The sequence below is a fragment of the Longilinea arvoryzae genome (genome assembly GCF_001050235.1).
GTDB lineage: Bacteria > Chloroflexota > Anaerolineae > Anaerolineales > Anaerolineaceae > Longilinea > Longilinea arvoryzae.
Genome location: NZ_DF967972.1, coordinates 3480358 through 3501467, shown reverse-complemented (window position 1 = coordinate 3501467; position 21110 = coordinate 3480358). Strand labels below are relative to the sequence as shown.

18 protein-coding genes are annotated in these 21110 nt (G+C 54.0%); 13 read left to right on the top strand and 5 right to left on the bottom strand.

The window, feature by feature from the left end:
• Positions 1–26: 26 nt before the first annotated feature.
• The 3 genes from LARV_RS15705 to LARV_RS15700 all read right to left on the bottom strand — a co-directional run bounded on the left by LARV_RS15705 (position 27) and on the right by LARV_RS15700 (position 4281).
• Positions 27–317 carry a hypothetical protein gene (locus LARV_RS15705; protein ID WP_075074527.1) on the bottom strand — a complete coding sequence of 97 codons (291 nt, stop codon included), beginning with the start codon at positions 315–317 and terminating at the stop codon, positions 27–29.
• Between the two features lie 238 nt (positions 318–555).
• Positions 556–690, bottom strand: coding sequence for a hypothetical protein (locus tag LARV_RS20825; protein ID WP_269084964.1), 135 nt, complete (start codon positions 688–690; stop codon positions 556–558).
• Positions 691–1044: 354 nt separating this feature from the next.
• Positions 1045–4281, bottom strand: a complete 3237-nt coding sequence (locus LARV_RS15700; RefSeq protein ID WP_075074526.1) for a BTAD domain-containing putative transcriptional regulator — start codon at positions 4279–4281, stop codon at positions 1045–1047.
• A gap of 473 nt (positions 4282–4754) precedes the next feature.
• Between LARV_RS15700 and LARV_RS15695 the strand changes: the two genes are divergently transcribed.
• Positions 4755–5447: a response regulator transcription factor gene (locus tag LARV_RS15695; RefSeq protein ID WP_075074525.1), complete on the top strand. Its 693-nt coding sequence runs from the start codon at positions 4755–4757 to the stop codon at positions 5445–5447.
• Between the two features lie 42 nt (positions 5448–5489).
• The gene (locus LARV_RS15690; protein ID WP_075074524.1) at positions 5490–7568 is read left to right on the top strand and encodes a PAS domain S-box protein; all 2079 of its coding nucleotides are present in this window, start codon (positions 5490–5492) and stop codon (positions 7566–7568) included.
• Here the strand turns inward: LARV_RS15690 and LARV_RS15685 are convergent.
• Positions 7565–8305 carry a GNAT family N-acetyltransferase gene (locus LARV_RS15685; RefSeq protein WP_075074523.1) on the bottom strand — a complete coding sequence of 247 codons (741 nt, stop codon included), beginning with the start codon at positions 8303–8305 and terminating at the stop codon, positions 7565–7567. The two genes, LARV_RS15690 and LARV_RS15685, sit on opposite strands and share 4 nt — an antisense overlap.
• Positions 8306–8479: 174 nt before the next feature.
• On the opposite strand from LARV_RS15685, the gene LARV_RS15680 reads away from it, so the two are divergent.
• Positions 8480–8953 (top strand): hypothetical protein, encoded by a 474-nt coding sequence (locus LARV_RS15680; RefSeq protein ID WP_075074522.1) that lies wholly within the window; start codon positions 8480–8482, stop codon positions 8951–8953.
• Here LARV_RS15680 and LARV_RS15675 read toward each other — a convergent pair.
• On the bottom strand, positions 8950–9255 hold the full coding sequence (locus tag LARV_RS15675) for a hypothetical protein (protein WP_075074521.1): 306 nt from the start codon (positions 9253–9255) through the stop codon (positions 8950–8952). The two genes, LARV_RS15680 and LARV_RS15675, sit on opposite strands and share 4 nt — an antisense overlap.
• A 531-nt stretch (positions 9256–9786) precedes the next feature.
• On the opposite strand from LARV_RS15675, the gene LARV_RS15670 reads away from it, so the two are divergent.
• The 10 genes from LARV_RS15670 to fusA all read left to right on the top strand — a co-directional run bounded on the left by LARV_RS15670 (position 9787) and on the right by fusA (position 21081).
• Complete coding sequence (locus LARV_RS15670; protein ID WP_075074520.1) at positions 9787–10365, top strand: GNAT family N-acetyltransferase; 579 nt, start codon at positions 9787–9789, stop codon at positions 10363–10365.
• Between the two features lie 3 nt (positions 10366–10368).
• Positions 10369–10929: a GNAT family N-acetyltransferase gene (locus LARV_RS15665; RefSeq protein ID WP_075074519.1), complete on the top strand. Its 561-nt coding sequence runs from the start codon at positions 10369–10371 to the stop codon at positions 10927–10929.
• A gap of 18 nt (positions 10930–10947) precedes the next feature.
• Entirely contained in the window at positions 10948–11958 is a 1011-nt protein-coding gene (locus LARV_RS15660) for a GNAT family N-acetyltransferase (protein ID WP_075074518.1), read from the top strand.
• 47 nt (positions 11959–12005) lie between these two features.
• Entirely contained in the window at positions 12006–12437 is a 432-nt protein-coding gene (locus LARV_RS15655; RefSeq protein ID WP_075074517.1) for a hypothetical protein, read from the top strand.
• 146 nt (positions 12438–12583) lie between these two features.
• Entirely contained in the window at positions 12584–13240 is a 657-nt protein-coding gene (locus LARV_RS15650; RefSeq protein WP_083522622.1) for an HAD family hydrolase, read from the top strand.
• 2 nt (positions 13241–13242) lie between these two features.
• Complete coding sequence (locus LARV_RS15645; RefSeq protein ID WP_075074515.1) at positions 13243–13842, top strand: metallophosphoesterase family protein; 600 nt, start codon at positions 13243–13245, stop codon at positions 13840–13842.
• 124 nt (positions 13843–13966) lie between these two features.
• Positions 13967–17884 (top strand): DNA-directed RNA polymerase subunit beta, encoded by a 3918-nt coding sequence (rpoB, locus tag LARV_RS15640; RefSeq protein ID WP_075074514.1) that lies wholly within the window; start codon positions 13967–13969, stop codon positions 17882–17884.
• A 172-nt stretch (positions 17885–18056) separates the two neighbouring features.
• On the top strand, positions 18057–18476 hold the full coding sequence (rpsL, locus tag LARV_RS15635; RefSeq protein ID WP_075074513.1) for a 30S ribosomal protein S12: 420 nt from the start codon (positions 18057–18059) through the stop codon (positions 18474–18476).
• Between the two features lie 34 nt (positions 18477–18510).
• The gene (rpsG, locus tag LARV_RS15630) at positions 18511–18978 is read left to right on the top strand and encodes a 30S ribosomal protein S7 (RefSeq protein ID WP_075074512.1); all 468 of its coding nucleotides are present in this window, start codon (positions 18511–18513) and stop codon (positions 18976–18978) included.
• A gap of 30 nt (positions 18979–19008) precedes the next feature.
• Positions 19009–21081, top strand: coding sequence for an elongation factor G (fusA, locus tag LARV_RS15625; RefSeq protein ID WP_075074511.1), 2073 nt, complete (start codon positions 19009–19011; stop codon positions 21079–21081).
• Positions 21082–21110 lie beyond the last annotated feature (29 nt).

Here is a 21110-nt window from a genome sequence, read left to right as displayed (position 1 = left end):
TATTAATCGTTATGAAAATGAATAAATCAATCCCCTGTGACAAAAGCCAGATTGCCTCGTACCAGATCGGAACCCTGCGTTAGTTGGCTGGCGAAATCCTCCAGTGAAGATGCGTGAATGGATGCTACCCGACTTTTTTCTTCCTTGGGGAGGTGGAAGGCTTCCCCACCGAAGCCGGAGGCAATGGCCATTCCCGGGTTGCTCAATAAAAGCTGGCGAAAATGCACGTTGATGACAGCGGCCGTCAAGATGCGACTATATTCATTCTGGCGAGAGGCTGCGGAAACGCAGTTTGATTCCTGGAAACCTTTATTCATCGTTTCCTCCTCAAAGAAGACCTGACAGGCGCGTCAGGGTGGATTAAAAATAGGATGAACATCGTCTGGCTTGTGCCTAGCCGTTCATCCTACTGACGGTAACGTCCGGTCGACTCTACCCGGCGCAGGGCCTTCGATAAGCCTCACATCCGGTAGATCGCCACCGCGTGAGAAAAAGGCACCGGTCAATTGACACCCCATAAGGGGCCGGTAGAACCAACAAATTTTCGCAGGGAAATTATCCGCTGATGCCGCCGGGCATTCCCGGGCAGGTTTGGATGATGATCGGGGCCAGAATTCCACCAATGACGAAAAGTGCGAAGCGCAGAACGCGCGGATCTAACTGGCTGAGTGTGTTGATGATTTTGGACATCGCGGAATCTCCTCTTGCAAACTTGTTATTGATGTTGACAGTATGGCAGATGGGAGGCTACAAAAGTGGCTACAAAACATGCTAGAAACACCTTCAGTTTCAATGTTTTTATAATTTTCAAGTCGTTGTAAGGTGTTTGTAAGGTGATGCCTTTTATTATAAATTACCTGCCGGCCAATATCTTTTTGCCAGGTTAATTCTTAATAAACCAGAAGAATTGAGGTTGTCCCGATCATCGGGCAGACCCGCTCCATCCATCGGGAGTGGGTCTGATTAGAAAAAAGATGATATCGAATTCTTATCCGACAGCTCTCGCATCGGGGGGCATTATATGTGGAAATGACTGCCAGGAAATTACCGGATCAATGATTCGTAAAGCTGGCGCGTTTGGAGGGAAGGTTCAGAACCAAATTCCTCGTCCAGAACCGAGCAGCATTCTTCATATTGGCGGGCAATACCCGAACGGTTTCCCATGGCGGCGAAAATTCGCATGGACAGCCGGTATGATTCTTCAGAATGGTCTTCATCGATCAGACGTTTGTTGAACTCAAGCGCCTGTTCGTAGCGGTGTTGCGCCAGATAATGTGTGGAGAGCTTCAGAAGCGCATCATAATACATCTGCTGTAAACGGGTTCGCTCGGGCAATACCCAGGTCTCGTTGATCTCCGGAAGAAAAGGTCCCTGATAAAGCTGTACAGCCGCCTGGTAACGGCTGATCTGTTCTTCTGCATCCAGGGTTTGCCGGGCCAAAGTAATTTCCTTATCGAAGGATTCCGCGTCATATTCGTAATCGATGGTCCGGTTGAACTGGTAATATTCATTTTCGAAAGAGACGGCATCTTTTCCGGCGGCGTGTCGCAGTCGATAGATTGAATTCTTGAAGCGTTGCTTGAGTTCGAGGGGCGTGCAATCCGGCCAAAAGATCGCGCCGACGGTTTCTTTCGTCACACTGGCGGGTTGGGAGAGCAAAAAGAAGAATAGATCACGAGAGGTCTGCCAGACCCAGTCCGAACTTGTCAGGGCGCGGTTGTTGACGATGACTTGAATTTGCCCGAGAGAACGAATGATCATCCGTGGGGGTGAGAGCGGTACTGCGGAGGCAAAGCGGCGCACCAGACGGCGTTGGGTTGGCACATGCTGGTCGAATTGATTCACGGCTTTCCAAAGATCACCCACCAATGAATGCAATCGGGTTTCGGTGTTAATGCGTTTGAGAAGCGGGCCGATCTCCCGGGCCGCGCTGATCAATGGGGTTCGGGCCTCACTATTTTTGAAATGCAATGCGACGTGCTGTAAATGCGGGATCGTCAGATCGAGATCGTTGCACTGGTAAGCTGCAGCGGCAAGAAAAAGGTGCGCGCGCAGCGACTCGACCTGGAGGCCTTCCTGGGAAAAAATGTCCAGCGCGCTGCACAAATATGGAATGGCTTCTTTGCACTTCGAACTGTTCAGCAGGCAGAGGCCTTTTCCCAGGTCCCAGTGGCCTTTTTGGAAACCGCTTTCATCCTGCGTCATCTTCAACCTGCATTGATCCAGGAGCATTTCGGACCGCTGGGAATCGTTCAGATGGTACGCGAGGTGCGCATCGGCCAGATCCAGATATACGGCCAGATTCTGCTCATTGACTTCGATATTAAGCGTTCTGGCGCGAGCATAGGCCTCTGCGGCCTCCTCGAAAGCGTCCAAATCGTGATAAATATCGCCAATCGAAACCAGTTCATAGGCTTCGGCGCGGGGTATGCTGGCCAGGTGCGCGTAATCAATGGCCCGTTCCAGGGTGGTCAGGGCTGATTCATAATTTCCACGCAGGTGTTGGAGCACGCCCAGATTGTTGAGCAGGTTGGATTGCCAGACCGCATTTCCGGCTGATTGCCAGTGTTCGAGTGCCCGAGTATAAGAGGTCTCGGCAGCGGCATATTTACCCAGCGCCATCTGCACCATGCCAATTTCCATCGAGAGAACGGCGATGTTGCGAGAATCGTCTAAATCCTCATAGATGCCCCGTGATTTTTCCAGAGATTGGAGCGACTCAGTTGCCATGCCACCAGCAAAATAATTATCGCCAATCGCTCGCAGGGCTTCAGCCTGCAAATTTAAAAGCTCTGGTATCCCTTCGGTCAAAGAAAGGGCTTCTTGTGCATCTACGAGTGATGCCTGGTTTTGCCCCAACATTCGTTGCGCATTGGAACGCCGAACCAATGTGCGGATGTATTCAGATTTCCAGTTGCTGGTTTTCAAACTCTCCAGCGCGCGTGATAACAGCACCAGACCATCGCGCGGATTCTTCTTCATGATCGCCACAGTGCCCTGCAAGGAGAGTAAAACAGGGTGCTGCTGGATGATACTGACGGGTAAAGCTTCGAGCCAATCGTTAAGCAAAGTCAACTGGCCGCTGGCGACCATTCCTGAGCCCGCTTTTTCGATCAAATCCACCAGGGCGTTCTGATTGCCGGTGTTTTGGAGCAAACGGTACGCGCGTTCCCATTCCGAATGTTCGAGCGCCAGGTCGGCCATGCGGGATTGAATTACCAGCGCTTCGTTCGGGCGGTCGCGTTGAATGCGGGCCTGAAGAAAATCTCGGAAGAGATGGTGATAGCGTAGCCATTGAGTTTCCTGATCCACCGGCAGGATGAACAGATTGCTGCGCAGGGTGTAATCCATCAGGCGCGCCCACGGCACCTGCGTCAGGCCGAGCGTTTTCCCAATGACCTCTTCGCACAACTCTGCGTCGAATTCTCCCAGGAGGGATGTGCGCAGCAGGAATAACTGGACATCCTCGGGCTGTTGTTCCAGTACCTGTTGAGCCAGGTATTCATACAGACCGATTCCCGAAACTCGCGCCGTTCGCAAACGATCTGCCATTCCCTGGCCTGCCATTTGGGCTGAAAGAAGAAGGCCCGTGATCCAGCCTTCGCTCTGGCGGGCAAGTTCTTCAGCCTGTCCATCCGGCAGGGTGAGATGCTGATTTTGCAGGAAAAACCCCTGAATTTCGGCCGGCAAGAATGCCAGTTCTTCGAAGCTGAGGCCGCCGACCTGCGAACGCGCGACCATCAATGGCAGGTCAGGCAGGGTGAGCAGGGTTCGAGAAGCCGTGATGACGTGGCAATTCTCGTCCATATCCTGAAGGAAGCGGTTGATGAACTGATTGACGGGCTTGCTGCTGTCGACCAGGTGGAAATCATCCAGGACCAGAATGAAATGCTCGTCGATGTGCTCGTACGCGTCATTGACAATGGATGCAACCAAAACGTCCAGATTTGGCGCTTCCTGGGCCAAATTCTGAAGGGCCTGCATGGCGGAAACGCCGAAATTGGGAAAACGGACCTGAAGGGAGGAGATGAGGTGCGCCGCGAAACGGAAGAGATCCTGATCGAGCGGATCCAGCGCGAACCAGCACACCGGCCATTCCACCTGATGCGAGAAGTCAATAAGCAGGCTCGTCTTCCCATAGCCGGCCGGCGCGGCAATAATGATCAGACGCCGGTCCATCATATCGGAAAGCGCGTTGACCAGACGGTGGCGGGTTAAAATTTCCGCGCGCCGACTGGGCAAAATGATTTTTGTGCGGATGACAGGAGGAAGTCGTTCCATTGATAAGGACTATTACCGTAGAGGCAGTTGCTTATTTTACTATACCGTAGAGCAGGTACTTTCGCAACCAACGTAGACGCCGGATTTCCACCCCTTTTTTACAAGTTCTGTGCCAGCATCGCAGAAAATTGTAACCAATGCTTGACTTTTTCTTTGAATGTGATAATCTATTTTAAGATTTAGGAATAATTGTATTACACCATCGTTATAGTAAAGTATTACTGTGGGAGCGATGATCCGAAGTACGTATTGGTCGCCAGGCTGGGGAATGAACTGCAGCCAGGTCTTCGGGGAGCAAGGGGCGAAACCGGCCAACAGGCCGGTGTTTGTTTAAACAGGGGGAAACCATTGTTGGCCTGAAGGGCTTCGGGCTTCGCAACGGACAGAATTCATTTTCTTCATTACCGCAATTGTCCATTCATTTGAAAAATGAATATCTCTTCTATTCGATCCTTTTAGCTAGGGGAGCAGGTATGGGCAAAGGCCGCATTTTGGTAATCGATGATGACCCGACATTGAACTCTCTGATCCGTCAGAGCTTTCATGCCAAGGGGTATGAAGTCATCACTGCCCTGAATGGAATGGAAGGACTCAAACTGGCTTACCGGTCCCATCCGGATATCATCCTGCTGGATATCATGATGCCCGATTTGGACGGTTTCGAAACCTGCCGCCGGCTGCGCGAGATTTCCGAGGTCCCGGTATTGATGCTGACGGCGATGGCTTCAGAAGAGGACTTGCTGCGCGGTTTCGATGCCGGCGCGGACGATTACGTTAAAAAACCATTCAGCCTGCGGGAACTCGAAGTTCGCATCACGGCTGTGATGAAACGTTCCGCCAACGGCGAAACGGGCGATATCGCGTATGATGACGGCACGCTGCGAATCGATCTTCAACGCCAGCACGTCTTTCGCGACAACCAGCGCGTGCACGTGACGCCGACCGAGTTCCGCCTGTTGAGCTGCCTGATCCGCCACCGCGGACACGTCGTTTCGCATGAAGACCTGCTGCGGGAAGTATGGGGAGATGGGTACCTGGACGCGGTTCCATCGTTATCGATCTATATCCGTTATCTACGCGAGAAGATCGAGGAAAATCCCAGCGAGCCGCATTACATCATGACCAAATGGGGGGTTGGATATTGGTTTTCTCCAGTTCTAGCTTGAGCAAATCATTTAGGAGATTGTCGGCATAGAAAGCAGGAAGCATTGCTTCATCCTGGATCTGTAAATCACCTCGAACCCGGGAAATCGCTGCCTGACCACGATGGTGAGGTGGCGGGATGGAATTCTGCTTTAAATAGCACGGCCGCCGTCGTATGGATCGACGAGCAGGCTTTCATCCTGAATGCGAATCCACAGGCCATTCAGATCCTGGGTACCGAATTGGTTGGCAGACCTTCAGATCAAATCTTCGAAAATGCAATCCTTCTCAAGACGGAGGTTGCTGCGAACCTGCCGGCAATCGTCACCCTGCGGCGCGCGTTGAAGGGAGAGACCGTAACCGATGAACTCTGGCGGGTACTTTTGCCGGGTGGTGAAGGGTCGGTTTGGCTGGTATCCACCACTCCGGTCATGGATGGCGAAAAGGTGACCGGCGCATCCATCACATGGCGGGATATCACCTCGTGTATTTCCATGCCTGAACAGTTCCAACCTGAGGCACATTGGCTGCGCCTTTTCATGGATGCCGTGCCGGAAGTGATGTACCTTATCGATGAGCACGGCATAATCCTGTCGGGCAACAAAACTGGAGCCATCATCTTGGGCTGCGATCCGGCAGAGTTGGGCGGAAAGAACCTGTTCGATCTGCTTCCATCCGCACCGGCGGCCTTCCAGAAGGAAAAACTCGAAACAGCCCTCCGGGAAGCGCAGCCCATCCGTTTCGAAAATAAAATCCGCGAGCGCTTCTATACTGAATTCCTGTATCCGATTCTGGATTCGAACCGACAGCCAAGATCGGTTGCATTGTTCATGGTCGACATGACCTTGTATCGCCAGATGGAAGTCGATTTACGAGCTTCAGAAGAACGTTACCGCAGCCTGGTGGAAAATATCAGCGATGTGGTTTTCCAACTCGATTCGGCATTCCGATTTACCTACATCAGCCCGGTGATCGAGCAGGTTCTGCACTATAAACCCGAGCATCTGATCGGGCAGGAGATCACCGACTTGATCTATCCGGATGACCAGATGCAGGTCATTTCGGTTCTGGAAAAATGTAAATCAAATAGCCAGCGTTTCGAATTCCGGATGGTCGACCGCCAGCGCCATATTCACATCGTCAGTACAGCCTTTCGGCCCTCGATTAACCACACCACACCGCGGTCGATCACCGGCATTTTATCGGACATCACCGATTACCGCCACGCTGAAGAGGCGTTGCGCTACCGGGAAGAACGATTTCGATCGCTCATCGAGCAAAACCTGGATATCATCCTGATCGTCAATCTGAAAGGCCGGATCGATTACGCCAGTCCCTCGGTCGAGCACGTGCTTGGATATAAGCCCGAAGAACTGGTCGGAAAGCAGGCGATTACTTTTGTGCACGCGGATGATTATGCCAAAGTAGTGCAGGCGGTGAAGTACGGACTGTATACGGCTGATTTCGGCCGATATATCGAGTTTCGCGCGCCAACGAAGAACGGCGATTACCGGATCATTGAAGCCATCGGCCGAAATCTGGTTGACAGTCCGGCCGTGGGTGGGGTGGTAGTGAATGCGCGCGACATCACCGAACGCCGGCTGGCTGAGGACAAGCTCTGGTATTTGAGCACGCACGACACAATGACTGACCTGTACAACCGGGCCTATTTTGGCGAAGAGATGTCGCGTATCGAACGCGGACGGATCTTCCCGATCAGTATCTTCATCGCTGACGTGGATGGCCTGAAAGAAGTCAATGACAACCAGGGACATTCGGCCGGCGATGAACTCCTGCAGCAAACTGCGCTGCTTTTGCGAAACTCCTTCCGATCCGAAGACGTCGTCGCTCGCATTGGCGGGGATGAGTTTGCCGTGCTCCTGCCGGGCGCGGATGAATTCGCGGCTCAAGCCGCCCTGGCGCGCGTCCGTCGAAATTTACAGACGTTCAATGAAACGCACAAAAACACGCCGTTGAGCCTGTCGATGGGTGTGTCGACCGGAGGAAAAGGTCATTCGTTAGGTGAGGTGCTGCGTCTGGCGGATGAGAATATGTACGCGGACAAAATAAGCAAATTGGGCCGCAAGGCACGCGGCACCGGGCCGTTGAGCGGTCAGAGATATTTGCCAGACAAATCGGATTAACTGCTTACCTGATGAAAAATGGAAAAACAAATCAACGTTTCATATCCAAAACGCTGGTAGTAATTCCATGCCATCACTGACGGGACGAGCAAGCTGTATTTCTTACCCTCCGCGGCGGCCGTTTCATGCATGGCCGCCAGCAGCGCCTCGGCGACGCCCCGCCCGCGAAAGGACGGCAGCGTGAACATATCAGAAATATATGCGGCTTCCGGCGCGGTGGTGACCAACAAACCCCAGCCGGCCGCCTGACCGTCCAAAATGGCATAGAAGGCGCGCACGTGCGGGTTGCTGAGCACGGCGTCGGGTATGGGTTGGAAGTATTGGTGTGAAAAATTGACGAAATCGACCTGACTTTGTTCTACAATCAGGTTTACAGGAATTCCGCGATCTGGCAGGGGGGCCGGTAGCTGTAGCCCACGGACGACATTCGTAAATGCGTAACGAAAACCGGCCGCCTCGAAGCGTTTCTCGATTTCCTGGGTCTCTTCCTCGGCGTGGAAAATGTTGAGAACGTAATGTTCCCGGGGCGGCAGAGAGAGTCTGGCTTTCTTTTGAAAGACTTGATCTGGATTGGATTCCAGGGAAAATATTTCGATATTTTCCAGTTTGGCCGGAAAATTCGCGCCATATTGCAGTGAGTTCAAATCATCCGCCGAACCGGTCTGGCAACCATAAAGGGTTGTATATGCGTCGATATAGGATTGGATAAAAGCCCGGGCTGCCCAATCGTCTCGCATGCCATTCCTCCAGGTTACCGGGTGATGAAACACCGTAGAATCATTATAGCAAATTGCCTTCTTTTCCGAGTGCAATTTGCCAGGAATTCTCAACAGGAATGGAATCTTGTTTGAATTTCGCCAGCCACATTACGAGGATCTTCCAGAAATCGCCTTCACGGAATTGGAGTTCGAATGAATCCGAAACTGAACCAGACGAATCTGATGGGTTACACCCGGGATGCGGTTTTGATCCTGCAGCAGGTTTTACAGCATTATCACGAGGGGCAGGAATATTTCTACCGGGTTGCGGCGGTCGAACTGCGCCTGCTGTTATGCGATACCGTGCGGCGCCATGATCGCGTTGTCTCTTTGGCGTTGGTGAAACGATTGTGGCCCGATGTTCGCTTTCAACCCATCGACGCCCAATCCAAAGATTCTTCTCTGCCTCTGGAGGATTGGCTGGAACAAAAACTGCCGGACGGGGATTTGACCCTTCGGCAGTTCATCCGGCAAGTGTGTGATCAAGACGGCGGCGCGCACGTCGATATCCGCCAGCATGCGCGAATGCCGGGGCGGCATTCAACCGCAGCCTGGATTTGTAAGTTGAGCGAGATTACGTTGGCGGCGCTGGTTCCTTTATTGTCCGGCGATAACCGAAAACCTTAGCCGGTCCATTTTCCAACGCCTTCCCAGCAGTAATCCAGATGGGAAATCAATTGGGCGCCGACGCTGCGGCGAATGCGGCGGTGGGCGAATTCCATCATCGGCAATCCACCAATTTCATCCAGGCGTTTTCCAATCTGAATGGCGCGAATGTGGCGGCATTGATAGTTGAATGCGCCTCCTGGATGCTCGGAGAGAAAATCCTCCATTTTGCCGATCTGGATCAGCTCTTTCAACAGGCGTTCGACTTCCGGGCGAAGTTGGGCGGGGTAGGGTGGGGAAAAAATATCACGCAAGAAGTCCATTGGCCGCTCCTGGATAATTAGCATGGATTCTCATCATTGTATCATGCCTTGCCGGGTTGGGCTTGCCGGCAACTGAACATGATTGTCAGGCAACCTGTACTTTTGGATAGTATTCTATGACTTCTTAAAGAAACGCTTGACAGAGAATAGGCGATTTGATAAACTCTTAGCGTTCGTAATTTTGTGAAAGGAGACAGGCAAATGGCACGCAGTAATGTTTCTGCTAAAGTTGTTCGAATCGCTGCTGGCGGTGTTGCTGGCGCGCCTTGTCGGAGTGTGCCTGTTTCCGGGTAAGTTCTAGATCATCTGGAGCGACCACAGGCACCTCACCAGGCCTGTGGTCCTTTTTTTTGAAAAGGTGAAAACCTGAGGACCACAAACAGAACTGTGGTCCTTTTTTGTTAATCCAATTGAGTCGAAAAGAAGAAATGACTTCACAAAAGAGAAGAGCCCAGCGCATCGCCGTGAAGATCGAAATTTCATCAATGAACCAACCCGAGAAGAGTCGCCATCCTAGAGGAGAAGAGAACCATGAAATTCAACACACAGCTTTTCGAAAGTGAACACTTGATCCTGACCTGGTATGACCTGGACCAGGACGCCGCCATCGAGGCGGGTTTTACGCGAAACCTGGATTATGCCTGGCGGATGGACGTCGACGGAATCCCTCATCCTCTGACGACCTTCGAGATGAAGAAAAAGCGCGAAGAAGCCTTGAAAAAGTCCGAAGAGAATGGAAGCTCATTCTGCTATTCCTTACGCACAAAGGAAGACAACCGTTTTCTGGGCGTGGTCGTTTTGCCCTGGGTATCCTGGGTCAACCGGGATGCGTACTTCTACCTCAATTTTGGCCATGAAAAGGACGAAGAGTGTTATTTCGAAGAAGCCGTGCACATTACCCTACGGTACATCTTCGAAGAATTGGGCCTCCACCACACGCAAACCTGGCTTGGAAGCCACGACGATGCCCGTACCGCGCGATACACCCGCTCGGGAATGGCGGTGGAAGTATGCCAACGCCAGATGGTCTATCGTCAGGGCCGACTCTGGGACCGGCTTTCGATGGGTATTTCACAGCAGGATTGGATGCAGCTAAACGCTGGAGAGTGAAACATGAAAACCATGGATGTCTTTACAGGAAGTCTGGTCCGCCTGGTAGCGCCGGACCTCGAAGCGGATGCCAAATTGATGGCCGGATGGAATCAAGACAGCGAATATCAACGCCTGTTGAATGGCGATAACGCGGGTTTTTATACGCCGAAACAAACCCAGACCTTCTTCGAGAAGGAAATCGAGTCGATGCACTTTTTTATGATCCAGCGCCTCGATGATGATCGCAAGATCGGCATGATCGATCTTTCCGGTTTCAACTGGCAGGTCGGAAACGCCTGGGTGGGCATCGGGATTGGCGAACGGGAAATGTGGGGCAAGGGCTACGGCACGGATGCCATGCGCACCCTGCTGCGCTATGCATTTTCCGAGCTCAACCTGAACCGCGTGACCCTGGATGTTTTTGAGATCAACGAACGCGCCATGAAATCGTACACCAAGGCCGGTTTTCGGGAAGAGGGCAGGGCGCCCAAAGTCCTTCTCAAGGCCGGCGAGCGTTATGATTTGATCTTCATGGGAATTCTTCGCAGTGAATGGGAAGCGCTTCAATTCCAGGCAGCATGATGAGGATGGAGGTTGGCAATGATTTGTACGGATCTTCGTGAGTATACAAAACGCGCCATGACGCTTGCGGATGTGCTAACGGTGACCGATTTGTTTAATGCGGCATCTATGATGGATATTGGTTTGATGGATACCGATCCGGAGGAGATGAAAACTCATTTTCAAACCCCGGGGATGGACCTTGGCACAGATACGTTGATGATCGAGACCCCAGAAGGCCGTTTGGCGGCTTTCGCTGAGGTATGGGATGTGCGTGAACCGCGCGTTCGCGCCTGGTGTTGGGGTGTCGTTCACCCGGATTTCCGCGGATTGGGATTGGGACGTGCGTTGGTGAATTGGATCGAAGAACGTGGCCGCTGGGGATTGCGGCGCGTTCCGGAAGGATTGCAAGTCAGCTATGTGACCAACATGCCAGAAATCAATCGAGCCGCCAATCAACTGTATGCCGATTGCGGATGGAAATGGGTGCGCCAGTCTCGCGTGATGCAAATTGTACTGAATGAGGCTCCGCTCTTGCCCGAACTGCCCACCGGCATCGAAATTCGGGCCGTCAAGCCAGGTGAAGAAGCTCCCGTTTTTCGGGCGCTGCAGGAGTCTTTCTTGGATCACTGGGGCGTTGTCGACGAACCTTTCGAGGCGTATTACAACCGCATGATGGGTTTTGTCGAGCATACAAAGGACTTTGATTACGGCCTGTGGCTGGCTGCTTATGAGGGCGAAGAAGTCTGCGGGTCGGCTTTGAACCTGATTTATACGACTGAAGACCCTGACATGGGTTGGGTGGACGTTTTTGGAGTGCGGCGGCCCTGGCGTAAGCGAGGACTCGGGCTGGCGCTGCTACGACAGACTTTCGGTGAATTTTACCGGCGCGGGAAACGCAAAGTTGGGTTGGGGGTGGATGCTTCCAGCCTGACCGGCGCAACTCGCCTCTACGAACGGGCCGGGATGAAGATCCTGCGAGCCTACAACGTTTATGAAAAAGAGATCCGGGCCGGGAAGGATTTGACGACCCGGTCGATCGAGGCGTAGCGCGTAGCGCAACCGCCGGCCCGGTGACATCGAAACTGGAGGAAAGAATGTTTACGAATGTGCTTGAAAATCATCCTCCTGTTCGGGCTGTCATTTGGGACCTGGACGGGATGGTTATTCAAATCAATCAGAGCGAGAATGAAATGTCATTGGCGGATCTCGAATCCCTGGTTCTGTTTATCCTTGCTCTGGGACAGGAATATCGCATGGTGGTGTTGAGCCACCAATCGGAAGCCATGGCGGTCCATTTGGGCAGCTTTGAGAAATTGCTCCTTCCCTTGAAAGATGGGCGAACGGACGATTATCATCTGGCGCTGCACCGTCTGGCGGTTCAACCCCGTCAATCGGTAATCGTCGGCGTCGATCCGCTGCGGCTGACGGATGCAAATCGAATGGGCTTTCAGACCGTGGCTTTTCACAACCCGCGCCAGATGGCCAGCGAACTTTTACCCTTGCTGGCTGAACCGCTGCCGATGTGAGCAGCCCGATGCAGGCGAAAAGATGAAGAAAATCATGGCGGCCCGTGGCCGCCATGATTGATGTCTCAAAATGGATGCAGGTTGGGATCCGGGCCGCCGGATGAGCTGAAAACGGATTGGATTTCCGGATGGGCATGATATACTAGATGCCTGAAAGGTGTGAGGAAAGAGCTTTGGCCGAATTGAACTACACCATCCGGGCGGTCATCTTCGATCTGGGCGGCGTTTTGTTGCGCACCATCGACGCTCAACCGCGCCTGGATCTGGCCCGGCGGTACGGGATTTCCCGCGAAGATCTGGAACAGCTTGTGTTTGGCAGTGAAATCAGCCGGCAGGCTGAGACCGGGACTGTCGGACCGGAAGCCGTCTGGCGGAACGTCCAAGACACGTTGCGCATAGCCGATGAGGATCTGAACGCCTTCAAGGATGCTTTCTGGGCGGGCGACCGCCTGGATGAGGATATCCTGGCATTCGTGGGGTCGCTCCGGGGCAATTTTCGCACGGTGCTGTTGAGTAATTCGTGGAGCGACATGCGCAAGACCGTCGCCCGGCGCTTCGGTCATCTGGATGCTTTCGAAATGCAGGTCTTTTCGGCTGAAGTGGGTAAGCGCAAACCGGGAACAGAAATCTTCCAATATGTGCTCGATCTGCTTGGAGCCGACCCGGAAGAAGCCGTGTTTGTGGACGACTTCAGCGAGAATGTTCAGGCGGCTCGCAAGTTGGGCATGCATTCCATTCAATTTAAGAACGCGCGACAAATTCGAAAAGAGGTTTCGGATTTGCTTGGATTGGATATCGCTTGAGCATGGGCGATTCGAATGTGACGGTCGCCGTTGTGGCGGATACGCACGTTCCAGACCGGGTGGGAATGTTGCATCCCAATCTCATCCCCATGTTGTCGGATCTGCATCCGAATCTCATTTTGCACGGTGGCGACGTGTGTTCCCCAGCCGTGCTGGATACTCTGCGCCAGGTGGCGCCGGTGGAGGCCGTGCGCGGCAATCGGGATTGGTTGCTGGTAAAGGAACTCCCGCTGGTGCGGAAGATGGTGATCAATGGAATTCAAGTGACCCTGCAGCACGGCCATGGAAATCTATTCGATTACCTGATCGATAAATGGCATTATTTGCGCCAGGGTTACCGCTTCGAGCGCTACGCGCGCATCGTCCGGAAATCCGCCGGAACCCCACGGGTGATTGTCTTTGGGCATACCCACCATGCGGAGTGCATCTGGGAGGAGAATGTTCTCTGGTTCAATCCGGGTTCAGCCAGCCTTGGACCCGACCGGAAAGGGTATCCATCCTTCGGCGTTCTGAGGTTTTCGGACACCGGACAGGTGGAGGGGGAGATTCATACCCTGGGTAAACTGAAATGGGATGGTCAGAATTGGACGACTTTTGGATAAATGTCACTTATTTCTTGACCGATCCAATTCTATTTGTTATAATCACCATTTGCGCTTATAGCGCTTATCTTCGTTTTTATTAAGATTCTTTTTCCCTGCCGGGCAAAAAAACCAGGAGAAAGATATGCCATCTGTTTTGCCGACGAAGAATTACGCTCGTATCCCGGTCGTTTTTGATCTGCCTGACCTGATTGAGGTTCAACTCGATTCGTTCAAGCGGTTGAAATCAGAAGGATTGGCGGACCTATTCGACGAAGTATCACCGATCGAATCGTACAACAAAGGCATGAAACTGTTTTTTCCGGGTAATTCGCCGGAAGCGAAGCAGTGGGGCTTGAAATACTGGTTCTCAGATCCGAAGCATTCGGTCGACGAGTGCATCGAACGGGATCAGACCTATGCTAGCCCACTCTATGTTTCTGTCTTGTTGGCCGGTCCTGAAATTGCAGAACCGGTTAAATCGGACATCTTTTTGGGTGATTTCCCGGAGATGACCGATAAGGGAACGTTCATCATTAATGGTACGGAGCGGGTTGTTGTTTCGCAGCTCATTCGTTCTCCGGGTGTGTATTTCGAAGCGCCTGTGGATCGCGCGACCGGGCATCGCCTGGCCATGGCCAAATTGATCCCTGATCGCGGCGCGTGGATGGAATTCGAGACCCGCAAGAACGATTATCTCATCCTCAAGTTCAACCGCAAGCGCACCGTTCCGATCACGATTTTCCTGCGCGCGCTGGCCGCCATCGATGATGGCCTGGCCGATTCGCCGATCAAGGAAGGTTCCGATGAGGAGCTGATTGCGCTCTTCCAGGACGTGGACAATAATCCCGATCGCCAGTTGATCGCCTCGACCTTGCGCCAGGAACCTGTCTGGGACCTGAGCGGTGGCATCACCATCGCCGAAGCCGCACTGCTGGAATTCTTCAAACGCATGCGCCCGGGCGATCCCGCTACGCTGGAGAATGCCCGCCAGTTCCTGGAGGAACAACTCTTCGATCAGCGCCATTACGACCTGGAACGCGTGGGTCGTTACAAGCTGAACCAGAAACTGGATTTGACCGACAAAATTCCGGTATCCCACCGGACCGTCACGGCCTGGGATGTGGTCTATCTGCTGCGCCGCATGATCCTCATTAATAATGAAAAAGAGGATAAGGATGACATCGACCACCTCGGCAACCGCCGGGTGAAGACGGTGGGTGAACTCATCCAGAACAAGCTGCGGATCGGCCTGCGCCGCATGGAACGCGTCATCAAAGAGCGCATGTCCATTCGCGATCAGGACCAGGTTTCTCCGGTCAGCCTGATCAACATCCGCCCAGTGGTGGCAGCCCTGCGTGAGTTCTTCGGTTCCAGCCAGCTCTCGCAGTTCATGGACCAAACCAACCCGCTGGCCGAATTACGCCACAAGCGTACCCTTTCGGCTTTGGGTCCGGGCGGCCTGCGCCGCGAGCGCGCCGGTTTCGATGTGCGCGATGTCCACCATTCGCACTACGGCCGCATTTGCCCTATCGAGACTCCGGAAGGCCCGAACATTGGTTTGATCGGCCGTCTGGCCTCTTACGCGCGCGTCAACGAGTATGGCTTCATCGAGACGCCTTACCGCCGCGTCCTGCGCACCCTGTCCAGCAATGATCCACGCCTGGAAAATCGCAAGGTTCGCGAGGACCTGACCAATACCGAGACCGGTGAAGTGATCGTACGCAAAGATGAGCGCATCACCAGCAAGATGCTGCCGGCCATCCAGCAGCTCGACCGGGCTTCCATTTTTGTGACTCCCTTCGTTTCTGACGAAGTCGAATATCTCTCCGCCGATGCTGAAGACAAGTTCGTCATCGCTCAGGCCAATACCCCGCTCAATGAATATTACGAAATGGACGCCGAGCGCATTTCCTGCCGCCACCATTCCGATTTCATTGTGTCGACGGTCGACAGCATCAACTATATGGATGTGGCACCCCACCAGGTTGTGGGTATCAGTGCCGCATTGATCCCCTTCCTCGAGCATGACGATGCCAACCGCGCTTTGATGGGCTCGAACATGCAGGCGCAGGCCGTTCCGTTGATCGAGCCGGACATTCCGACCGTTTCGACGGGTATGGAAGCCTATGCCGCCATCGATTCGGGGCAGGTGATTGTGGCCGAGGAAGACGGCGAAGTGTTGTCGGTAACCGGCCGCCAGATCACCGTGCGGACTGAAAAAGGGCTGCGCACGTACAACCTGCGCAAGTACCAACGCTCGAATCAGAGCACGTGCATCGACCAGCGGCCCGCAGTGACCAAGGGCCAGCGCATTCATAAGGGCGACATCCTGGCGGATTCGTCCTCCACGGTGCGCGGCAATCTGGCCCTCGGCCAGAACGTGACGGTCGCGTTCGTTTCCTGGGAAGGCGGCAACTTCGAAGACGCAATTTTGATCTCCGAGCGCCTGGTGGAAGACGATCGTTTCACTTCCGTGCACATCGAGAAGTATGAAATCGAAGCCCGTGACACCCGCCTGGGTCCGGAAGAAATCACCCGGGATATCCCCAACGTGGGTGAAGACGCCATCAAGGACCTGGACGAACATGGCATCATCCGCATCGGTGCCGAAGTCGGCCCAAACGACATTCTGGTCGGCAAGATCACCCCTAAAGGTGAAAAAGAGCTGACCCCTGAAGAACGTCTGCTGCGCGCCATCTTCGGTGAGAAGAGCCGCGACGTGAAGGATACCTCGCTGCGCATGCCGCACGGCGAACGCGGTAAGGTTGTGGATGTCAAGGTATTCACCCGCGAAGATAATTCGGATCTTTCCGCCGGCGTGGATATGATGGTGCGGGTCTCGGTGGCGCAGTTGCGCAAGCTCACCGCCGGCGACAAGATGGCTGGCCGGCACGGCAACAAGGGCGTTGTCTCGCGCGTCATCTCGGTCGAAGATATGCCTTTCATGGATGACGGCACGCCCATCGATATCATTCTCAATCCGCTGGGTGTTCCAGGGCGTATGAACATCGGCCAGGTGCTCGAAGTTCACCTGGGTTGGGCGGCGCTGCGCATGGGTTTCCGCGCCATCACGCCCGTCTTCGACGGCACCAACGAAACCGAAATCGAATCCGAACTGGCCCGCGCCTGGATGATGGACCGCGCCTGGAAGTATGCGGTCGATCAGGCCTGGGAATGGCTAAAGGACCAGGATTACGATCCCGAGACCATCAAGGATGATGATGAAGTTCGTCTGTTGTATCTGGAACAGTGGCTGGCAGATCAAGATTGCGATCTTTCCCGTCTATCCACCGATCAGACCTACGCACGCCGCATCGTGCTTGAGAAATGGTTGAAGGTCAACGGATATGTGCCAAATGATCTGCTGCGCTTCGAATCAGCGATGATTGGCTCTCCGCAACTTCAGGCAGTCGACCAGAACGCGGTCACAGCCTGCCTGCGCCTGTGGCTCACAGATATGGATGAAGACATTAAAGCGGTCAGCGACGCCGATCTACGGACGGTTGCCGAAGGCTGCACGAACCGCACGGGCATTCCGATGCCGTTGTTGGGCAAGCAACGCCTGCGCGATGGAAAGACCGGCTCGACCTACGACCAACCGGTGACTGTGGGCGTGATGACCATGCTCAAGTTGCACCACCTGGTCGAAGACAAAGTTCACGCGCGCTCGACCGGCCCGTACAGCCTGGTGACCCAGCAGCCGCTGGGCGGCAAGGCTCAATTCGGCGGCCAGCGCTTTGGTGAAATGGAAGTGTGGGCTTTGGAAGCCTACGGCGCGGCTTATACCCTGCAGGAAATGCTCACCGTCAAGTCCGACGATGTGCAGGGCCGCGTGGCGACCTATGAAGCCATTGTCAAGGGCGATCCCATTGAAGAGCCCAGCCTGCCGGCCGCGTTCCGCGTGCTGGTGAAGGAACTGCAAAGTCTGGGTTTGGCAGTGGAAGCCGTCATTGAAAATGATGAGGTCATCCGCTTCGGCAAAGATGAAGAACGAATTCACCCGCCAAAGTTGGAGACCGGTTTGCTGGGCCTGGGTGAAGATTTTGGCGACATTGGGTAAGGACGGAAATTCTTGACGCTCCTTTACCCTGATGATATAATCGCCTTTCGTTGCCCTTACCATTCGTAATTCTCATGGACACAAGGTGAGGCCATCATTGCTGGCGATGGCCTCACTGCTTGGGAAACTAAGGCAAAACTGAAGCAAGTTCACTATTCGGAGGCGAAAGAAAGTGCCCACAATCAATCAGTTGATCCGCAAGGGTCGAGAGACCAAGAAGGCCAAGAGCAAGGCCCCTGCGCTGCAATTCACGATGAACACAGTGAAACAGCGCCGTACCATGCAGGAAGCCGGCGCGCCGCAGAAACGTGGTGTTTGCACTGTGGTCCGCACCATGACTCCTAAGAAACCGAATTCAGCGCTGCGCAAGATCGCTCGTGTGCGCCTGACCAACGGCATCGAAGTTACGGCCTACATCCCCGGTGAAGGCCACCAGCTTCAGGAGCACTCGGTTGTTTTGGTTCGCGGCGGTCGTGTCAAAGACCTGCCAGGCGTGCGGTACCATATCGTTCGCGGTACCTTGGATACCACCGGCGTTGCCAAGCGTGGACAGGCGCGCTCGAAGTATGGTTCCAAGAAAGCCAAGAAATAATTCTGTTCTTTAGTCCTTCACTTGGAGAAGTTTAATGCGTCGTACTACTCCAGAAAAGCGGGTCACCCCACTCGATTTTCGTTACAACAATATTTATCTCCAAACCTTTGTGCATCATATTATGCGCCGCGGCAAGAAGAGCACGGCTATGCGTATGATGTACGGGGCCATGGATATCGTGAAAGAGAAATCCGGCCGTGATCCTATCGATGTTCTTGAGCTGGCGCTCAAAAATGTCGGGCCTGTGATGGAAGTCCGCCCCCGCCGCGTCGGTGGCGCTACCTATCAGGTTCCTATGGAAGTCCCGACTGACCGACGGATGGCCTTGGCCATGCGCTGGATCATCGATGCCGCACGGGCTCGTACCGGAAAATCCTTCTCGGAAAAGCTTTCCGCCGAGATTCTCGATGCTTCCAACAACCAGGGAACTGCGGTTCGCAAACGCGAAGAGACCCACAAAATGGCAGAAGCCAACCGGGCCTTCTCGCATTACCGCCTGTAATCAGGTTGGTGAAAGCATTATAGGTGTATGATGGCTCGTAATTTTCCGCTAGAGCGGTACCGAAATATCGGCATCATAGCTCATATCGACGCTGGCAAGACCACGACGACTGAGCGTATTCTTTTCTATACCGGTAAAACGTACCGGATTGGCTCAGTTGACGACGGTACCACCGTAACGGATTGGATGGCTCAGGAACGTGAACGGGGCATCACAATTGTGTCTGCGGCCGTTTCCGCTGAATGGAAGGGCTACCAGATCAACGTGATCGATACCCCTGGGCACATCGACTTCACCGCCGAAGTCCAACGCTCATTGCGCGTTTTGGATGGTGGGGTGGTCGTCTTCGACGCCGTTCAGGGTGTGGAACCGCAGAGCGAAACCGTCTGGCGACAGGCGGATCGGTATGGTGTTCCACGCATCTGCTTCGTCAACAAGATGGATCGGGTGGGCGCTTCCTACGATCGGACGATCGAATCGATCCGCCATCGTCTTGGCGCAAACCCTCTCCCCATGCAAATTCCGATCGGCAGCGAAGCGGGTTTCCGCGGAGCGGTGGACCTGCTGACCATGCAGGCCATCTACTGGGAAGACGAACAGGGCCGCGAGCCGCGTTTTGCCGAGATCCCGGATGAACTTCGCGAAGAAGCCGAAACCCGGCGGGGTGAACTGGTCGAAAAGATCGCCGAGAACGATGACGATTTGATCGTCAAATACCTGGAAGGCGAAACAATCACGGTTGACGAGCTCAAAGCAGCTTTGCGTAAAGCAGTGATTGCCTACAAAGCCTCGCCGGTATTTTGCGGTTCATCCCTGCGCAACAAAGGCGTCCAGCCCGTCTTGGATGCGGTAATCGATTATCTGCCTTCGCCGGTTGATATTCCACCAGCGCGTGGAATCCGACCTTCCGATGACAGCGAAGTCGAATGCCCGACCGACGACGATGCACCTCTGGCTGCGTTGGTCTTCAAGATTGTCACGGATCCTTACGTCGGTCGTCTGGCATACTTCCGGGTTTATTCCGGGAAGGTCGTGCAGGGCGAAATGGTGTACAACTCGGTCAAGGGCCGCCGCGAACGCATCGGCCGCTTGCTGCGAATGTACGCTGACCGCCGCGAGGATGTGACCGAGGTGCTGGCTGGCGATATTGGCGCAGTGCTGGGCCTGAAGGAAAGCTTCACCGGCGATACGCTCTGCCTCGAAAAATCGCCCGTGGTGTTGGAAAACATCACCTTCCCTGAACCGGTCATCTCTGTGGCGATCGAACCCAAGACGACTGCCGATCAGGAAAAGATGGACGAGGCGCTTCACCGCCTGTCGGAAGAGGATCCCACCTTCCGGGTTCGAACGGATGAAACCACCGGTCAGACGATTATCTCCGGTATGGGCGAACTCCACCTGGATATCATCGTGGATCGCATGCTGCGTGAATTCCGCGTGCAGGCCAATATCGGCCGTCCGCGGGTTTCCTATCGTGAGACAATCACCCGACCCGCTATAAAAGTCAACTATAAATACGCCAAGCAAACCGGCGGTCACGGCCAATACGGGCATGTCGTTTTCGATATGGTCCCGGGTGAACCCGGTTCAGGCGTTATTTTCGAGAACAAGATCGTCGGCGGAGCAATCCCGAGGGAATACATCCCGGCTGTGGAAAAAGGCGTCAAAGAAGCCACCGAGACGGGTGTGTTGGCAGGGTATCCGGTAACCGACATCAAAGTCACCTTGACGGATGGTTCTTATCACGAAGTCGACTCTTCTGAAATGGCTTTCAAAATGGCAGCCATCTTTGCCTTCAAGGAAGGTTTCCAGAAGGGCGCTCCGGTATTGCTCGAACCCATCATGAAGGTGGAAGTCTCAATGCCAAATGAATATCTGGGCGATGTGCTCGGTCAATTGAGCGCCCGCAGGGCGTTGATCGAGGGCACCGAGATGCGTCCGGCAAATGCTCAAGCTGCACATGCCCAGGTTCCAATGGCCGAGATGTTTGGCTATGCAACCGATCTGCGTTCAGCGACGCAGGGCCGCGGGGTATTCACCATGGAGTTCGATCATTACGCTCCGGTGCCGGCTTCGGTGGCAGAAAAGATCCTGAATCGCTAACGATTAGTTTTTACGAAGGGAAATTTTTC